18 protein-coding genes are annotated in these 17829 nt (G+C 40.7%); 11 read left to right on the forward strand and 7 right to left on the reverse strand.

What is annotated here, in order from left to right:
* Positions 1-64: 64 nt before the first annotated feature.
* Together ABC361_RS19605 and ABC361_RS19610 are read right to left on the reverse strand one after the other, a co-directional pair.
* Positions 65-781, reverse strand: a complete 717-nt coding sequence (locus ABC361_RS19605) for a response regulator (protein ID WP_413075510.1) — start codon at positions 779-781, stop codon at positions 65-67.
* Positions 778-2385 carry an ATP-binding protein gene (locus ABC361_RS19610; protein ID WP_413075511.1) on the reverse strand — a complete coding sequence of 536 codons (1608 nt, stop codon included), beginning with the start codon at positions 2383-2385 and terminating at the stop codon, positions 778-780. Before ABC361_RS19610 ends, ABC361_RS19605 begins: the two co-directional genes overlap by 4 nt.
* A 231-nt stretch (positions 2386-2616) precedes the next feature.
* Between ABC361_RS19610 and ABC361_RS19615 the strand changes: the two genes are divergently transcribed.
* From ABC361_RS19615 to ABC361_RS19625, 3 genes are read left to right on the forward strand one after another with little or no spacing between them, the layout of a single operon-like run.
* Complete coding sequence (locus ABC361_RS19615; RefSeq protein ID WP_413075512.1) at positions 2617-3510, forward strand: DMT family transporter; 894 nt, start codon at positions 2617-2619, stop codon at positions 3508-3510.
* 15 nt (positions 3511-3525) lie between these two features.
* Positions 3526-4080, forward strand: coding sequence for a cysteine dioxygenase (locus ABC361_RS19620; protein ID WP_413075513.1), 555 nt, complete (start codon positions 3526-3528; stop codon positions 4078-4080).
* Between the two features lie 11 nt (positions 4081-4091).
* Positions 4092-4700 carry a YdcF family protein gene (locus ABC361_RS19625; RefSeq protein WP_413075514.1) on the forward strand — a complete coding sequence of 203 codons (609 nt, stop codon included), beginning with the start codon at positions 4092-4094 and terminating at the stop codon, positions 4698-4700.
* 68 nt (positions 4701-4768) lie between these two features.
* Here the strand turns inward: ABC361_RS19625 and ABC361_RS19630 are convergent, their stop codons facing one another.
* Complete coding sequence (locus tag ABC361_RS19630; protein ID WP_413075515.1) at positions 4769-5614, reverse strand: DegV family protein; 846 nt, start codon at positions 5612-5614, stop codon at positions 4769-4771.
* 349 nt (positions 5615-5963) lie between these two features.
* On the opposite strand from ABC361_RS19630, the gene ABC361_RS19635 reads away from it, so the two are divergent.
* The 3 genes from ABC361_RS19635 to ABC361_RS19645 are packed head-to-tail and all read left to right on the forward strand — an operon-like array spanning position 5964 to position 9302.
* Positions 5964-7400 (forward strand): oligosaccharide flippase family protein, encoded by a 1437-nt coding sequence (locus tag ABC361_RS19635; protein ID WP_413075516.1) that lies wholly within the window; start codon positions 5964-5966, stop codon positions 7398-7400.
* 15 nt (positions 7401-7415) lie between these two features.
* Positions 7416-8213 carry a glycosyltransferase family 2 protein gene (locus tag ABC361_RS19640; RefSeq protein WP_413075517.1) on the forward strand — a complete coding sequence of 266 codons (798 nt, stop codon included), beginning with the start codon at positions 7416-7418 and terminating at the stop codon, positions 8211-8213.
* Positions 8214-9302, forward strand: a complete 1089-nt coding sequence (locus ABC361_RS19645) for a glycosyltransferase (protein WP_413075518.1) — start codon at positions 8214-8216, stop codon at positions 9300-9302.
* Between the two features lie 36 nt (positions 9303-9338).
* Here the strand turns inward: ABC361_RS19645 and ABC361_RS19650 are convergent, their stop codons facing one another.
* A complete protein-coding gene (locus tag ABC361_RS19650; protein ID WP_413075519.1) occupies positions 9339-9683 on the reverse strand; it encodes a hypothetical protein in 345 nt (114 codons plus the stop codon).
* A gap of 258 nt (positions 9684-9941) precedes the next feature.
* Here ABC361_RS19650 and ABC361_RS19655 point away from each other — a divergent pair, with 258 nt between their 5' ends.
* The 5 genes from ABC361_RS19655 to ABC361_RS19675 are packed head-to-tail and all read left to right on the forward strand — an operon-like array spanning position 9942 to position 14973.
* The gene (locus ABC361_RS19655; protein ID WP_413075520.1) at positions 9942-11327 is read left to right on the forward strand and encodes an O-antigen ligase family protein; all 1386 of its coding nucleotides are present in this window, start codon (positions 9942-9944) and stop codon (positions 11325-11327) included.
* On the forward strand, positions 11324-12688 hold the full coding sequence (locus ABC361_RS19660; RefSeq protein WP_413075521.1) for a UDP-glucose dehydrogenase family protein: 1365 nt from the start codon (positions 11324-11326) through the stop codon (positions 12686-12688). The genes ABC361_RS19655 and ABC361_RS19660 overlap by 4 nt, the downstream gene beginning before the upstream one ends.
* Before the next feature lie 12 nt (positions 12689-12700).
* A complete protein-coding gene (locus tag ABC361_RS19665; RefSeq protein ID WP_413075522.1) occupies positions 12701-13081 on the forward strand; it encodes a hypothetical protein in 381 nt (126 codons plus the stop codon).
* Positions 13081-13830: a glycosyltransferase family 2 protein gene (locus tag ABC361_RS19670; protein WP_413075523.1), complete on the forward strand. Its 750-nt coding sequence runs from the start codon at positions 13081-13083 to the stop codon at positions 13828-13830. The genes ABC361_RS19665 and ABC361_RS19670 overlap by 1 nt, the downstream gene beginning before the upstream one ends.
* A gap of 42 nt (positions 13831-13872) precedes the next feature.
* Positions 13873-14973 carry a glycosyltransferase family 4 protein gene (locus ABC361_RS19675; protein ID WP_413075524.1) on the forward strand — a complete coding sequence of 367 codons (1101 nt, stop codon included), beginning with the start codon at positions 13873-13875 and terminating at the stop codon, positions 14971-14973.
* Positions 14974-15044: 71 nt separating this feature from the next.
* Here the strand turns inward: ABC361_RS19675 and ABC361_RS19680 are convergent, their stop codons facing one another.
* The 3 genes from ABC361_RS19680 to deoD form a co-directional block, all read right to left on the reverse strand.
* Entirely contained in the window at positions 15045-15899 is an 855-nt protein-coding gene (locus ABC361_RS19680; RefSeq protein WP_413075525.1) for a mechanosensitive ion channel family protein, read from the reverse strand.
* A 27-nt stretch (positions 15900-15926) separates the two neighbouring features.
* Entirely contained in the window at positions 15927-16790 is an 864-nt protein-coding gene (locus ABC361_RS19685) for an STAS domain-containing protein (protein ID WP_413075526.1), read from the reverse strand.
* Positions 16791-16955: 165 nt separating this feature from the next.
* Positions 16956-17669 (reverse strand): purine-nucleoside phosphorylase, encoded by a 714-nt coding sequence (gene deoD / locus ABC361_RS19690; RefSeq protein ID WP_413075527.1) that lies wholly within the window; start codon positions 17667-17669, stop codon positions 16956-16958.
* Positions 17670-17829 lie beyond the last annotated feature (160 nt).

A 17829-nucleotide genomic window follows, 5' to 3' on the forward strand; every position in this document is an offset into this window, starting at 1 on the left:
CCCCATCCATTGAAAGCGTTTACTTATTTTTTCATGGACTTGTCGAATAATCTAGTTTTTTTAATTAAACGAAATCATTTTTATCTAAAAACTCTCTCCCTTGCTCTGACAATCGGTAACGATTAAAAGGTCGACCATGTGTTAAATAAACAAGATCTTTTTGAATAAACGATTGCTCGTCAAAAAAACGCAGATACTTTCGCAGTGACACATGAGATATCGTGGTCGCCTCTTCAAGTTCTGCTGCAGTTTTCCAGACTTCTCCAGCTTCAGCCAGCGCATGTAAAATGCGCATCGCTGTCACTTCGGTAATTCCTTTTGGAAACGAACGTTTTTCTACTGCGGAAGCTTTTTCGGTTCGCTGAATGAATTGATCAATCTCTTTTTGAACGAAAGAACCTTGCTGTGTTTCTTGTCTCATCGCTTGGTACCGCTGAAGCGCTTCTTTAAATCGTGCAAATGTAAACGGCTTTACTAAATAATCTATAACACCAAATCGATAGCCTGTTTGAACAGTGTAGGTATCGTTCGCTGATGTGATTAAAATAACATCTATATTCCGCTCTTCTAACCGAACTTGCTTCAAAATGTCTAGTCCGTTTTGATCTCCAATGTAGACATCAAGTAACAGTAAATCAGGCTTAAATGTTTTTAGTTGTTGTATCCCTTCTTCAAACGTAAGGGCTTTTGATACAAGCTCAAACCCGTCTACTTTTTTTAAAAACAGGGAATGAAAATGTGCGATTTCTTTTTCGTCTTCAATCATCGTAACGCGAATCATTTCTCTTTACCCCCTTCTAAACCAAGTGGAATATGCACAGTAATGATCGTTCCTTTTCCCTCTCTTGATAGAAGGTCAATTGTACCACCATAGTGATTGATCTCATTTCTGACATTCTCTAATCCGTAACCGTGATCACCTTGTTTGGTGGATGGCCAGTCCCCTTCTTCTTGCTGCGGAGAAAACCCTCTTCCGTTATCTTCAATCACATAACGTAGAACGCCGCCAACTTGTTTGATGGTCATAATGATGGATGCATGCGCTTGATTTAAGCTCGCTTCTGCTGCATTATCCACTGTATTCCCAATAATCGTTATCCACGCATCGATTAATTCCGCTGATAGCTTCGGCCAAGGCGTTCCTGATTGAAAAATGACGTTTATCCCTTGCTCTTCTAAAATGCTTGTTTTTCGAGACAGAAATTGTGCCAAGCTCTTATCCGAAACTAATTTACCGATCTCATCAGGTAATTGACTATTTTTCTTTTGTTGATAGCGCATTGAGAGATTTTCAATATACTCTTGCAACTCACTATAAGACTCTGTTTCAACCATTGCACTTATAATATGAAGTTTATTCATAAATTCATGGGTTTCACTTCTTAAGCTTTTCGCATACGTCTCTACGCCACTTAATCGCTTCATAATATCATCTAGTTGATTTTTTTCACGAAACGTTGCTAATGCACCGATGCACCGTTCTTGATAAAAAATAGGAACTTTTGTTACCACGGCTTCAAGTTCACCACGATGATACACGTCGTCATAGTTGCCTTTACGTTCCTTTATCACTTGCTCTAATTCTAATTCTGGCCACACTTGATTGGCGTCTTTTCCTTCTACACCATGGTTATGACCAGCTGCTCGAAGAAAAGTCGTAGCTGCTCCATTCACTGCAATGATTTTACCATGTTCATTAATCGCAATGATGCCTTCCCCTGCTGCTTCTAAAATGGCTTCCCGCTCATTTACTAATCGAGCAATTTGTTGGGGTTCGAGACCATGCAATTGTTTTTTTATTCGATTAGATAAGAAATACGCACCAATTAAACCGACAAGTAAACTTCCACTTGCACCAAAAATCGATGTGAGGACAGCTTGGTTTTCCGCTTCAACAATGGCATCAGTTGGAATCCCCACTGAGACAGCACCAATTACTTGATTTTCTTGACCGTACACAGGTTCAAATGCACGAACGGAGGGTCCGAGCGAACCGACTGCTTCTGATATATACGATTCTCCATCAAATACTCGATCTGCATCACCACCAACAAACGTTTGACCAATTCGTTCTGCGACCGGATGCGTGTATCGATTTTGCTCCGTGTCCATAACGACGATATAAAGAAAATCATTTTCTTCCCGAATTGCTTCAACCAAATAAAGCAATTCTGCCGACGGTTCTCCTTGTTGTAACGTAGCAACAACTTGAGGATGTTCTTTCAAGTGGCTGGCACTAATTCGTACTTTATCAGCAAGGTGGTCTCGAGTTAGCGTAGCCTGTTGGAAGGCACTAAATAAACCAAACAACAATAATGCCACTAACACGACGCCTCCACTTAATAGCATCGTTTGTGTTCTAAGCGTAACTGGTTCTCTTTTCATCAGCTGACCGCCTTTTGCTTTTATTCTAATGTTTTGTCATTCCTTCACATTTTAATTTTTTTCACAAAGAATGTATAGACTTGATTGAAGTGGTAAGAATGAGTAGCGTATTCCCCTATCCCCCTTAGCCTCCAACAAATGTTGGGGGCTTTTTTTATTGCTTGGACATTTCTCTCTTATAGCAGCATACAATGCAAAAAGGGCTTTACTCTTCATGAAGGAGATTTGTTCATGTTCCATTCTCGTACAAACCTTATTCCCGCTAGCTTTGCGTTTTTAGCAGTCACTTTCTGGGGTATTTCGTTTGTTTCTACTAAAGCACTGCTTACTGAACTTGACCCCAGTACACTTCTCATTAGTCGCTTTTCTATTGGCACACTTTTTTTATTCGTACTATTAGTATGCTTCCGGCTTCCGCTTAAACTATCAATACGCTATATCCCGCATTTATTTATTCTTGGTACACTCGGAGTCTTTATTCATCAGTGGCTTCAATCGACTGCACTGCTGACGATCCATGCATCTGATGCAGGCTGGATGATTTCACTTGTGCCTATTTTTACTTTCATACTGGCAATCATTTTTTTAGGAGAACGTTGGAATTTTTTAAAAAGCATGGGTTTGCTTTTAGCTGTTATAGGTGTTTTGCTGATTAGTTCGCCAACGTTAACAACATTTCAGCCAGGTCACTTTTTTATGCTTGTAAGTACATTAAATTGGGCGGTTTATTCCTTACTTGTAAAAGCTCTTCGCATTCCTTTGCCCCCAGTGTCAATTACCTTTTACTTATGTCTCATTGGGACAGGCCTAACGTTCCCTCTCGTTGATCTAGAAAAAAGTGTCTATCAGTTAGCTGCGCTGTCTTTAAATGGATGGTCTCATCTGCTCTTTCTAGGAATTTTCGTCTCAGCAGTTGCCTATTTTCTCTGGGCTTCCGCATTAAAACAGTGGCATGCATCGACCGTGTCGAGCTTTCTCTATTTTGAACCGTTTATTACATTTCTGGCAGCTGTCTTTTTTTTAAAAGAGGATATTTTACTTCTAAGTCTTATTGGTGGCATCATACTTATATGGGGGGTCTTGCTTTCAAACCATAGTTTAACCTTTCGGAAAAGCAGGAAATAAGGAGGGGAGGCTTTTATGTTTGAACAACGACTAACGGAGGTTTTAAACAGTCTACACAAGCCGACTATCGAGACATTGCGTCAAGCACTAAATCAAATCCATGCTACATACGAGGACGTAGCTCCTTACATTCAATCAAGTAGGGACAAACCCTATTACCGTAAAATTTTGTTTCAATCTGATCATGTAGAACTTCTGCTCATGAACTGGTCTGGGCTTGATTGTGCTCCTCACGATCATGGTCATTCGTTTGGTTGGATTCAAGTCATGAACGGAAGCGTGCGCAACCAGCTGTTCAGCGTACAACCAGGCAAACTCCCAGAACCTTTTTTCGAAAAACAACATTCCGAAGGCACTGTCTTTTTCGCTCCACAAAAAAGCGTTCATCGGATGGAAGGGCAAAAGAATCTTCTAACGCTACATCTCTATGCCCCGCCTATATCGGGAATGAAAGTGTACGATCTAGAAAAATGTGCCGCATGTGTCGTTTCTGATGATTGTGGCGCTTGGTGGCCGGATGAACAAAGACAGCAATTAAAAATCATTCAATTACAAAACACAATGAAATAAGGAGGAATGGTATGCGTCTCTCACAAATAATGCCCAATCAATTAACAGACGAGCAAATTACAAAGCTCCTCTATCACTCCACAACAGACGACGGAAAAGCGGGAGACTGCATCTTTGTTCCTGGAAGCAGTAAAGCTGTTGAATACAAAGTACCCAAAGCGCTTCAGCTTTACCGTGAAGGACGAGCAAATAAACTTCTTTTCTCCGGCGGCGTCTCTTGGGATGCTTCCCAAAAACCGGAGGCAGTCATGATGCGAGAACGCGCGCTGCAACTCGGAATTCCTGCTAAGGACATTTTAACAGAAGAACAATCTCTCCATACAAAAGAAAACGTTCTTGCCTCCTTGCTCATTCTCGATCGCGCTTTTGACCTTCATCACCTTCACCATCTCATCATTGTTACATCAAGCATTCATTCATTACGAGTATGGTTAACAATGCGCACCTATATGCCACCTTGGATTACGTATTCACTCGCCCCTGTAGACGACCGTAGTACAAAAGAGGAGAATTGGTTCGTTTCTCCTCATAGTCGAAAACGCGTCGAAGCAGAAGTACATAAACTAGTTCATTACGCCCAGATAGGGGCTATTCTTGATGAAGAGCAATCCCTCGAGTAGAAAAAAACCCTTTTCCATAAACGGAAAAGGGTTTTTGCTTTTATTTTTGTGAAATGCTTCGCCCACTATTATTTCGTGTAGTACATCAACGCAATTGCACCTGGTCCAGTATGAGTACTAATAATAGGTGACGTTTCTAAAATAGACGAAGAAAAGTGCTGGCGAACCTTTTTTAGACGATCCATCACTTGTTCACTAAATGATTCTGCTTCAATATGGGCGATTCCTACGTGTTCCACGTCTTTTGATTCAGTTTCTTTTTCAAATGTTTCCGATAAGAAGTCAAGCACTTGCTTCTGGGAACGCTTTGTTGTAACAGGTGTATATGAACCATCTTGTAAGGAAGCGATAGGTTTAATTTTTAATAACGACCCAAGCAACGCTTTTCCCTTACCAATTCGGCCACCTTTAGCTAAATACTCAAGTGTATCTACAACAATATAAAGGGACGTTTTTGAACGAATATCCGCTAGTTCGGTTAAAATATTATCTAAAGAAGCCCCTTTATTTGCCAGTTCTGCAGCTCGTTTCACTTGAAATGAGAGCGCAATGGAAATAAAACAAGAATCTACTACTGTAACTCGTCCATTTAATTCGTCCGCAGCCATTTGTGCAGAAGCTACAGTTCCGCTCATCGCACTTGTCATATGGATAGACAGGATATGCGTATCAGGCTCATCAAGTAATTCTTCGTAAATTCGTACAAACTCACCAACAGGGGGTTGCGAGCTCTTTGGCAATTCTTCATTCGTTACAAGAAGATGGGCAAATTCTTTTTTCGATATATCTACCCCGTCTAAATAACTTTTTCCATTTATGTTAATTGATAACGGGACTACAGTAACCCCTAATTCTTGTAAAATTGATGACTCTATGTCGCAAGTAGAATCTGTCACAATTTTGATCTTTGTCATTGAAATCTCCCTTTAACAAGGCTTATTAAGAAAGCATAACATACGTTGATTGTAGTATGACATACGTACCCCTCAGTGTAAACGCTATCTTAAAAAGCGCAATTATACGACTATAAAAAAAAGTTCGAACGTAATCGATTACATACTTGATAAATGTTCGGAGCTTGCTCAAATAAAGAACAGATTATGACATACATCTGCACTCAAACGAACACAAATGCCTAATTATTAAGGTTTTGTTAATGTTGTTAAATCTTTATGTCATTTGTAAATCGGCGCTTTTTTTCAAATTCTTTTTACTCTGCTACAATCATATCTTGAAATGCACGAAACGAGAGGACTGTAGAGTTTGCTTACTAAACACGCTTTTGCTTATCTATTATCTCATGGCATCCCAGCAATAGTTGGATTTTTAGGAATCGCCATCTATTCACGCATACTCTCTCCAGAGCAATATGGGCAATTCGCTCTTATTTTCGCAAATGCAGCCATCGTTAATGCCGTTGTATTTGAATGGCTAAAAGTAAGTGTTTTGCGTATGCAGAAACAGCGTGACGTTGGGGAAACGACTTACTATATGACGATAAAAGTTGCGTTTATTGCGCTTATCGTTATTAGTTTCCTTATCGGAATAGCATTAATGCTATTCTCAAACTTTCTTTCGCCATCGTTCCTTTTGCTCGTTTTACTTTTATCTTGGTGTCAGTCTTGGTATCAGCTCAATCTCTCATTATTACGAGCAGAGTTAAACCCAATGGGCTATGGAAAAATGGCTTTTATTCGTGCGATTACAGGGCTATTATTTGCAACGCTCCTTATTACACTCGACTATGGCGCTTTCGGCTTAGTTGTTGGGCTCATCATTGGCTTGCTTCTAGCAGTCGTACCAATGAATTTTAAGCGATGGGGAGTCTTCGTGAAACCGGCACAAGTAAACAGTACGCTCTTAAAACAATTCGCTGGATATGGACTGCCTTTAACGATTACGCTGCTTCTTGGCATCATTATTCACCATTCTGATCGTCTTATCATTCATGCGATGGTTGGCGTAGAAGCCACAGGGCAATACGCAATTGCCTATGACTTGACGGAACAATCTATTTTCACTCTTATGCTCATTATTAACTTAGCCGCTTTTCCGATAGCCGTTCGAGCTTTAGAAAACCGTGGGGAACAAGCTGCTAAGGCTCAAGTAAGAAAAAATACTCGTTTGCTTTTAGGCGTCGGCATACCTGCAACCATCGGCTTTATTTTATTAAAAGACGTTATGGCAACAGTCTTTTTAGGCGCTGCGTTTCAAGAAACGGCCATTGTACTCATACCCTATATTGCAATCGGCGCTTTGTTGAAAGGAATGAAACTTTATGCGGTTGATATCGTTTTTCATCTCACAAAACAGACGAAACTTCAAGTCATTCCTGTGTTGGTGGCTGCCACAGTCAATGTCGCACTAACCATCATACTTATTCCATCTTACGGGCTTGAAGGTGCTGCAATGGCAACGGTTGTCGCCTATGCTTTCGCAATCATCTCTAGCTGGTTGCTTCTTATGAAACAACAAACGACAATACCTTTTCCAGTTAAAGACTTTGTAAAGATTTTGTTTGCAAGTGCGATTATGGCATTGTCGGCGCTTCCCTTTGCTGGTGATGAACGATTAGTCATCTCTCTTTTACAAGTCTTCGTCGCGGGACTGACTTACTGCTTCGTTTGTGGATGCCTCTATTTTAAAGATTTAAAGAACATGTTTTTAAAAAAGAAAGCGAATAAAAACCAGCATACATAAAAGGAGCGAACGAGCATGTTATCGATCATTATTCCCACTTTAGGTCAACGAGAGCAAGCTTTTATCCGTCTTCTCGATAGCCTCCAAGCACAAACAAAGATTGAAATGGAACTAGTCGTCGTCTCCCAAGCGAATCATGATAAGGTCAGTCGTTGGTTAGCCAACACGCCCCTTGCTTATACACACATTCAAATGGAAGAACGCGGCCTGTCAAAAGCGCGTAACCGTGCTCTCTCACACATTACTGGCGACATTGTCACGTTTTCCGATGACGATTGCTGGTATCCAGCACATGCTGTTGCCACAGTTTATGAACGTATGGAGAATGGCGTAGATGCATGTTGTTTTCAAATTTATGACCCTGTTCGTAACGAGCCGTATAAACACTATCATTCTAAATCAGTAGCATCTGTGAAAGGGCGACGGATTTTTCGAACGTCGTCGATTGAATTATTTTTCCGAAAAGATTCCATTCAGACACTACGGTTCCATGAATCATTTGGACTAGGTAGTCGCTATCCAAGCGGTGAAGAGAATCTTTTTCTTAAGCAATTTATTAAAAACGGTAAGCAACTCACCTATTACTCAGAAGTCATCGTCTATCACGAGAAGCCTACACCCCAATCCCGACTCTCGGAAAGCCAGCTTATAAGCAAGGGGCCGTTATTTAAAGCGATGTACAATGCACCTGTTGGCTTTCTTTTTTTAACAGCTTTATTTGTTAAGAAAGCAAGATTTATTGATGGATTTGCATCAAATTATGCGAAGGCAGTTAAAGAGCTAATTATTTTTGCAAATCGCGAGGTGAAGTAGATGAAGAAACTTGCCTTTATTCTTTACTCTTTTGATGCAGGTGGCGTTGAACGCATGACGCTTCATCTAGCCGACTATTTTATCAAGCATGGGTATCGTGTTGACCTTGTTGTGATGAATCCAAAAGGCGAATACGCCGCCCATATTCCAGCTGGTGTCCGTGTAATCTCCTTGTCAAAAAAACAAGCAAAAGCCGCTGTTCCAGGAATGATTTCTTATTTTCGCAAGCAAAAACCCGACATTATTTTTTCAGCGAAAGATTATTTAAACGTGCTGGTGATCTTTGCAAAAAAAATTAGCAGATCAAACGCAACGTTACTCGTCTCAAGCCGCGTTCACTTAAGTGAACAAGCAAAACTAAACCCTTCTTCCGAACAGATGAAAAAATGGGTGAAACGTACTTATCGCTACGCCGATCACGTCGTTGGTGTTTCAAAAGGCGTCGCTGATGATATTCAAATGATAGCTGACTTACCGATTGTGCACACGATCTACAATCCTGTTGTAACAACTGAATTCAAAACGAAAATGAACCAGCGTGTGGACCATCCCTTTTTTTCTACTGATGAGAAGAACGTGTTTCTAACTGTTGGTAGACTTCATGAGCAAAAAGATTACCAAACCTTAATTGATGCATTTGCTATCGTTCATGAGCGCCGACCAGATACGTGTTTACTTTTTGTTGGTGATGGTTGTGAAAAAGAAGCTTTACGAAAGAAAGTAGTCGATAAAGAGCTAAACGATTGCGTTAGCTTTGTTGGGTATCAAAGCAACCCCTATTCCTTTATGAAGCGAGCCGATGTCTTTGTGCTTTCTTCTTTATACGAAGGGTTTGGCAACGTCATTGTAGAAGCGATGGCTGCCGGAACACAAGTTGTCTCAACGAACTGCCCAAGCGGCCCTAAAGAAATCCTTGCGAACGGGACTTATGGACACCTCGTTCCTGTTGGCGACGCACATGAACTCGCTATGGCAATGGAGTGTGCCCTACTTCAACCTATTTCTCCAGCAAAGTTAATGGACCGCGCACATCAGTTTACGGTAGAGGCTTGTGCCGAACAGTACGCCCAACTTTGGTTAAATCCATAAAAAAGAAGTCTTCATCACAACGATGAAGACTTCTTTTTATGGAAACGTCAATGAATCTAATTTATGAAGGTTCTCTTCTTCTACCCAATCCGCTACGTACAATAGCTCATCTTCCACTGTATAGCGATAGATTCGGTTATCAACTAGAAGGTAGCGCGTTTGGTCATGGGTGTCTAACTGTGTCTTGAATTCTTCATATGAGTGGCGATTTAGCTTTTGCTCCTCGCTGGCAAACGTTAAAAACTGCTCTTCCGATAAATGCTCAATATTATTACGTAAATAGCTATCTCCTTCTAAAGCTGATCGTACATCTAGCGTTTGATTGCCACATCCGATTAAAAAGATAAGCGAGAGAAGAACGATAATTTTTTTCACTTCCATTCACCCTCCATATAAATTCTCTCCTCACTATATCTTGATTTTCTCTGGGATGATAGACCTCTCATTTTTGATTGTAAAGGCAGAAACAGCGCGTTTCGAAAAGGTAACCCTATTAAACTAAGCTCTATGTCCATTTTCATTAAAAACGTAAAGATCACTCCACTAAAATCTTAATCTTATCTTTAATAAGCCTTTATAAACGCCCTTATTTATCGTGTTACGATGACGGCAGTTCAATGTGAAAGGATTAATCGATCTATGCAGTCACTCATCTATCCAGTAGCTCGTAGACGTACCATTCCTGTCTATGTAGCGATGTCTTTTTATGCAGGTTGTGCACCCATTGCCGTCATTGGAACGTTCCAGCACCTATTGCCAATCCCTACCTCTGTTTTGCTAACGTTCTTAACTTGTCTACTGTTTATCCTTGTTTTGATGGCAGAGCGGGAAGTCTTACCGCTCAAAGAAATGAACCGAATTGGTTTACTCATGATCGGAGCCGTTACATTTCCAGCTCTTCTTTCGCTTCTTGGGGTTGTCTCTGCTCTCAGTTCGATTCAATCCGTCGAGTACCTTGCTTATATGGAGCAGTCATTACTGAATCGGCTGATCAACTTAACGATGTATTCACTTTTAAGCATCTGTCTTTTAACGTTTCTTTATAAAAATGCCCATCAAACCACAACATCGCTTATGTATGGCTATACGATTGGTATTATTATTCTCACCGCTGGGGGCATATGGCAGTTTTTACACTTTACGATTGGTTACCCTATGCCAGGGTTTGAAACCCGTGCGTACGTACATAGCGTGAATAACGATGTGTTGTTTAACTTTCGATTAACGTCTTTCACAGACGAACCCAGTTTTCTCGTGCCTTTTCTAATAGACGGATTAATTATTGGGGCCTTGTTCCTTACTAGAAAAACATATCTCGTCTTCGCCTCTTTTGCAGTACTTGTATTGGTTTTATCGTTTTCCGTGAGTGGCTATATCAACTTAGCGATTGTCGGTTTTACAACCTTTCTTTTACTCGTATTGAGAAAAAATGTACCTAAAAAAATCTTCTTGTATGGCGCACTAAGTGCGATCGGGATCGCACTCGCAGCATTTACAGTTTTTCCGCAACTGATCACGGCACTCTTTATGCCAATTCTCGGTAGACTTGACGGACTCTTCGATGTCATGCACCATAGTCGACTTTATATGTTAGTTTTTCCTTTCATTTGGCTGTTCGATTACTCGCCTTTTAATACCTTACTTGGATTTGGTCCTGGTAGTTATGACTTTTTAGCTCGGACAAAGTTTCTCAGTCATCAAGGCGCTGTAAGTGGCACTTCGAACAATGTGTTTGTTGATCTGCTATTTGAACACGGATTAATAGGTGGGCTTCTATTTGCAGTAGCGTTTTTGGTTATTGCCACGTACTTGTGGAAGGCACGTAACGCTCATCTGTATTACAGCGTCGCGTTCGTGCTCTGGATTCATCTAGGTATTACAAGCCTTTATCGTGCTGACTTTGCTTCTCCTCGATTCTGGCTAATTATCGTTATCGTCGCCGGTCTCACTGAATTAGCACGTCAAAAAATCTCGATCGCAAGCCAGAAATCTACATTATTGAAAGCGAAGGTGACTACGTCATGAATGTATGTGTAATTGGAACAGGATATGTAGGACTTGTAACAGGGGTTTGCTTTAGTTCACTTGGTCATCACGTCATTTGTGTAGACCAAGATCACCATAAAGTACAAAGCTTACAGGATGGGGTTGTGCCGATTTATGAGCCTGGCTTGAAAGAGCGTCTGGATCAGAATAGAAACGAGCAACGCCTTTCTTTTACAACAGATATGAAACGTGGGATGGCACAGGCAGAAGTAATCATTATCGCTGTTGGGACACCTGCAAACAAAGATGGCTCGGCAGACTTATCATTTATTAAACGTGTTTCGTTAGATATTGGTCATTATTTAACTCCAGGCGTAACAGTCGTCACGAAAAGTACGGTACCAATCGGGACAAATAGAAAGATTAAACAATGGATTGCATTTAGCTGTGGTCATCAGCAATTTTCGGTTGCATCGTGCCCTGAATTTTTACGAGAGGGCAACGCCATAAAGGATACATTAGAAATGGAAAGAGCTGTGTTCGGCGTTGAAGATGCTGTTGCGGAAACCGTATTACGACAGCTACATGAACCTATTCCAACAACCATTGTTGTGACAAGTATTGAAACAGCTGAAGCCTCAAAGTATGCAGCAAATGCGTTTCTAGCAACCAAAATTAGCTTCATAAATGAAGTAGCAAACGTATGTGAAAACGTCGGTGCTGATATCGAGGCACTTGCTACCATTATGGGCCTTGATCACCGTATTGGTCCTTCTTATCTACAAGCAGGAGTTGGTTACGGAGGATCTTGCTTTCCAAAAGACACTCAAGCTTTCATCCGCGTTGCCCAGCAAGCGGGCTACGACTTACAAATTGTACCAGCAGTTGAAAAAGTCAATAAAGAGCAGCGCCAACGGCTCTTTAATAAATTAAAAAGCGTTTATCCTCCCTCTCTTGCAGGAAAGCGAGTCGCTGTCTTAGGTCTAGCATTTAAGCCGAATACTGACGATATGAGGGCTGCACCGTCGATTGATCTTGTAGAAGCGCTCCATCATGCTGGCGCTACAACCGTCGGGTATGACCCAGTTGCTCAAAGCCAAGCGGAGCGTGTACTACCAAATTTAGTACGAACATCATCATGGCAAGAAGCGGTCAAGTCTGCAGATGCTGTCTTTCTTTTAACTGATTGGCCGGAGTTTAAAGCCATTAATTTAAATGAACTAAAATCGCTTATGAATGAACCCATCGTGATTGATGGTCGTAACCTTTTCAAACCTGAAGAAATGTTGAAATATGGTTTTTATTACGACTCTATTGGTCGCACAAAAGTAGATGGACGATCTCTATCTGGAGCGAATGTGTTTTCAAAAGCCTTATATACACAAACAGGAACCAAGTAAGGAGGCCTTTCCTTGTTACGGAATATCGCCATTGGCACAATCGTCATCCTATTTTTAACAGGTTTCTTTTTCATCGATCGTAATAACGCCAATCCATACCGAGAAATTGCTGAAACTGTTGACGCCCAAACGATTGGAGAAATTAAACGGCATCACCTTGCAGCAACATTCGTAGCTGCAAATGGTGAACGTAACAAGCTGTCTCAGCATTTTTCAGAGGATTTAACAGACGAAGAGCTGCAACAGTTCCTTACCATTCAAACGACTGAAGATCCAATCGTTATCACAGAGAACGATCAAGGTGTCACGTTAGCCTGGTCGAACACACTCGTCGAATATGAAAAGGTTGAGAACCTATGGACAATTATAACCATTACGGAGGTCGATGATTAATGGCAGCTCCCCTTGTCTCCATTGTTACACCTGTATATAATTGCGAGACTTTTTTGACAGAAACCATTGAATCGATTCTCAATCAAACATACGAAAATTGGGAATTATTACTTATCAATGATGCATCTAGCGATCAAAGCAAAGCCATTGCAGATTTGTTTCAGCAGCAAGACCCACGCATTCACCTTTATCATTTACCACAAAATCGTGGAGCTGCTGTGGCACGAAATATTGGATTACATCACGCCAAAGGAAAGTACGTTGCATTTTTGGACGGTGACGACTTATGGCGACCCGAAAAACTTGCTCGACAAGTCCAGTTCATGGAGGAAAATGATTATGTCTTCACGTTTACAAGCTACCGCATCATACGCGAAGACGGGAGCGAACGGTCTAAGATTATACCAGCGCCTGAAAAGATCTCCTATGACCAACTCCTTGCCAATACCATTATTGGCTGTTTAACGGTCATGCTCAATCGAGAAGCATTAGGCAAGCTCGAAATGCCAACCATTCGAACAAGGCAAGACTTCATGCTATGGCTGAACATTTTAAGAACAGGAACGATTGCATATGGCATGAATGAAGAGCTTGCCGCATACCGCAAAGTAGGAAACTCCATATCGAGCAATAAATGGAAAGCCGCTAAACAGAATTGGGAGATTTATCGGAAACACGAAGCACTACCCTTTGCAAAAGCATGCCTTGTTTTTTGTAGCTATGCTTGGAATGGGGTCAAAAAACTTTAACCACCCATCACAATTTAGACGAAGCAAAGTGAGGAGCACATCATGGACTCTCTAATTCTTGCATGCCTTATCAGCTTTATAAGTACGCTCATTCTTACCCCTTTTATGATTCGTTTCGCGCACCGGTTTGGCTTTGTCGACAAACCAAATGAGCGCAAAGTTCATCAAAAAGCGATGCCACGAATTGGTGGCCTTGCGTTTATTCTTGGCACGCTTGCTGGTCTCATATTTGTGACAGATCGCTTGCAGGCCGACATGAGAACAACACTATTTATTATTCTCGGTGCCTTGCCATTAATCATAATTGGTTTAATTGATGACCGGTTTATTCTTAAAGCTAAATATAAACTGCTTGCTCAACTCGTTTCAGCAGGTATTGTCGTAAGTTCCGGCTTAACCATCGAATTTATCTCCATTCCGTTTGGAGACAGAGTAGACTTTGGTTTTCTTAGCACAATCATTACAATCTTTTGGCTTATTGCGATTATGAACTCCATCAATTTAATTGATGGGCTAGATGGACTAGCCGCGGGAGTCAGCGTGATCGCATTAACCACTATGCTTGTACTCGCTTCAGGAAATCCAGCTGCCTACGGGCTTGTGTTTGCGTTTGGCATCCCGCTTATCGGGAGTGTTGGTGGTTTCTTGTTTTATAATTTTCACCCTGCAAAACTCTTTATGGGAGATACCGGCTCGCTCTTTCTCGGCTATATGATTGCGGTTCTATCCATTGTTGGGTTATTTAAAAGCGTGACCATGGTTAGTTTAATTGTCCCAATCCTCATCTTAGGTGTACCTATTATGGATACGTTCTTTGCGATTATCAGACGGAAACTTAACAGGCAGAGCATTGGTTCGGCAGACAAAGGACACCTGCATCACTGTCTCTTAAAAAAAGGATATGGCCATAAGCAAGTCGTTTTAACCATTTACGGGGTGAGTATTTTATTTGCTAGTGCAGCCCTTTTAATGACCATGTCCAACCTTTGGCTCTCGCTTCTGCTACTCTTTGTTGTCACGGTACTCATTCAGCTCTTTGCTGAGCTTATTGGTCTAATTGGTGAAAAACGACAGCCGTTATTAAACTTAATAAGACGTAGAGTCTTTAGAAAGACAACAAAAATGGCAATGAGAAGTAAATAAAAGCAAGAAATCGTATTTCATTGTCAAAACCCCCTTGCAGCGCCGTTCTGCAAGGGGGTTCTTCTGTCTACTTATGCTTCTTTTTGGTGAACCGTTACTTGTTGGTATGGCACGTCGATTCCTTTCTCATTAAAAGAATCAAGAATTGCTCGACGTATTTCTCGCTCTACGCCCCACTGCATAACAGGCTTACACAGGGCAATGACACGAATAACAGCACCAGACTCACTAATATCTGTAACGCCCATCATATCTGGCTTTTCAATCATGTTTTCGTCTTTCTCATAAACAACAAGACTCGCGTCCATAATGAGTTGTTGTAATTCCTCCAAATCGTGCCCGTACGAGACGCGCATGTCTACAACTGCGTAGGAGTTTTCTTTGGAGTAGTTTTTCAAGTCTTCAATATGACCATTCGGAATGATATTGACTTCGCCTGTCCAATCTTGAATCTTGGTTACGCGTAACCCAAAATCAATAACTGTTCCTGTGTACTGTCCGGTTGTAATATAATCGCCAACCGAGAACTGATCTTCATACAAAATAAAGAATCCTGTAATCACATCTCGAACGACGTTTTGAGCACCAAAACCAATGGCGAGCCCTAGTACACCTGCACCTACAAGAACAGATGCTAGATTAAACCCAAGTTCATCCAATACAAGCAAGATTGCGATGAAATACACCACATTTGCTACAACACTATGTAAAAGGGAAGTGAGCGTCTTACTTCGTTGTTCTGAGACATTTACATACTTTCCATCACGCTTCTGCAAAACTCTTGAAATGACCCGCTTTAACACGCCTAAAACAATACGAGCAAGAATTAAAATAACAATAACTTTTACAAGCGTACTTAAAACGGTTATCCAGAACTCTGTATCTGATAGTAATGCATACGTAGAGTTCCATAAATCATCAAACATAGAAACCTCCTGCAATCATAAGATCTTTTATTCATTATCCTTTTTTACATCTTTTAAAACATACCCGATATTCATTAACGCCGCTTCAATCGTTTTCACAAATGCCACGTCTAATCCGACAAGTTGATCTCGAATATGATGTTCATGGGCAAGCTGAACAGGAACACCTGACAACATGACTTTTACACCCATCAATCTTAATGCCGATACAAGCGAATGAAGCAACTCTGCAAAACTCGATGCGCTATACTTCACTTCCGATAGGTCAATAATAAAATGATTAACACGATGATCAAGGGCATAATTCATCGTATCTTCTAAAATCTTCTTTCCTCGCTTTTTATTAATGTTTCCTTGGATCGCTAAAATAGCTAAACCTCTTCGTATCGGAATGATTGGAACGCTCAAAAGCTCAATGTCAGCAAATGTTTCATCAAGCTCGATAATATAAGAGAGCACGCTCGCAATGGTCTTAAGAAATTCAATATCATCATCACTAAATCGTTTTTCTTCATGATCCATGATGCAAAGGGTACCAAATGTGTCCCCTGCCATACTCTTTAACTTTACGCCCATAAAGCCACGTACGTTCCACTCTCTAGCTGCAAGCTGGTCTTGCGTGTGCGGGTTTGTCATAAGATTCTCGAATCTAGCATAGTCTTTATCATTCTCAAACACTTGCTTACAGCTAGATTGAACATAATCAAGTTCTAAGCCTTTAGAGAGAATCGTTTCTTCATCATTATAGGCATTTACGATTTTTATCGTTTGGTTTTCTTTTCTTGCAATATAAGCGGTGTTCACACCTAATTTATTGGAAATAAGTTTAAATAGTTTGTTGGATACTTCAATAACGGATTCGTAATTCGATTCAAATTTCATTTCTTCCATATAATCTGCTCCTTTAAACCTAAAGCGGGATGTCTGATTTTCTTAGCTCCTTTCCCATACCCACATCTCATTTTTTAAAACTTCTTTTTTAATGATGCCCAATCAACGCTGGTGTTAAGCATATAAAAAAGGTTTGGCGCTTATGCCAAACCTTTTTAAAATCCATTATTCACCTAGCTCTAACGCAATCTCCATCATTTTTGTGAATGATGTTTGGCGCTCTTCCGCTGTTGTTTCTTCTTGCTTATAAATGTGATCGCTGACCGTTAAGATACATAGTGCATTCACGCCTGCTTCAGCTGCATTCATATAAAGAGCTGCTGCTTCCATCTCAATGCCGAGGATCCCCATTTTACGCCATTTGTCATTTGCCTCTTTATCAGCGCTATAGAACGTATCGCTTGAAAGGATGTTTCCAACGTGGACTGGATATCCTTTTTCATCTGCAATCTGCTTTGATTTCTCAAGTAAAGAATATGAAGCGACAGGTGCATAGTGACCAGGAATATGGTATTGACTCACATAGCTTGAGTTTGAAGAAGCACCCATTCCAATAATGATATCGTATAAATTTAAGTTATCTTGTAACGCACCACAAGAACCAATACGAATTAAGTTTTTAACGCCATAAATGTTGATAAGTTCCCATGAGTAAATTCCCATTGAAGGCATACCCATTCCCGTACCCATAACGGAGATCTTCTTTCCATTATACGTACCTGTGTACCCTAACATATTACGCACACTATTGAACTGCTCAACATTTTCTAAGAACGTATCTGCAATAAATTTTGCGCGTAGCGGGTCACCAGGAAGAAGGACCGTTTCCGCAATCTCTCCTGTAGGATTAATATGAGCTGTTTGTTTCATGTCTGACATGTCATTGCACTCCTTTTATTCATTTCCAGTCATTAGTATTGGCTAAAAAATCGTTTCCATTACTACATTAACAAATCCTTACACCATAATCATAGCCAAACCCTACACAATTCGCAAAGATTTCAATGTTCATATGAAAAAACCTACCCTAAAGCACTGA

It is taken from the genome of Shouchella phoenicis, assembly GCF_047238345.1.
In the GTDB taxonomy this organism is placed as follows: domain Bacteria; phylum Bacillota; class Bacilli; order Bacillales; family Bacillaceae_D; genus Shouchella.